This window comes from Mesorhizobium sp. WSM4815 (assembly GCF_055811575.1).
This window is the reverse complement of sequence record NZ_JBVVQS010000010.1, coordinates 1-239: the sequence shown is the minus strand read 5'-3', so window position 1 is coordinate 239 and position 239 is coordinate 1. Positions and strand designations below refer to the sequence as shown.

Sequence of the window (239 nt, the reverse complement as noted above, 5' to 3'; positions counted from 1 at the left end):
CCTGGAAGGTCTTGATGGCGACGCACAGAAAGCCCAGACCGTGGCCCAGTTGAGCGAGCCGCTGAAGGCCCTGCAGGCCATGGCCGCCGACTTGGACATGTTGTCTGGGCTGATGGCCTCGCTGCAGATCGACGACGCCACCCAGCGCACCCGGATCATCGAGTCCATCTCCGAAATCTATGCGCGCCTGAACCAGGCCAAGGCCCGCGCCGAACTGGGCCACGGTTTCGGTCGAACCC

1 protein-coding gene is annotated in these 239 nt (G+C 64.9%); it reads left to right on the top strand.

All coding sequences use genetic code 11. From position 1 onward, the window contains the following. Positions 1-239 (top strand): DUF7902 domain-containing protein (locus AC0L2B_RS00040; protein WP_473743608.1); only part of this gene is annotated, 239 nt, incomplete at both ends.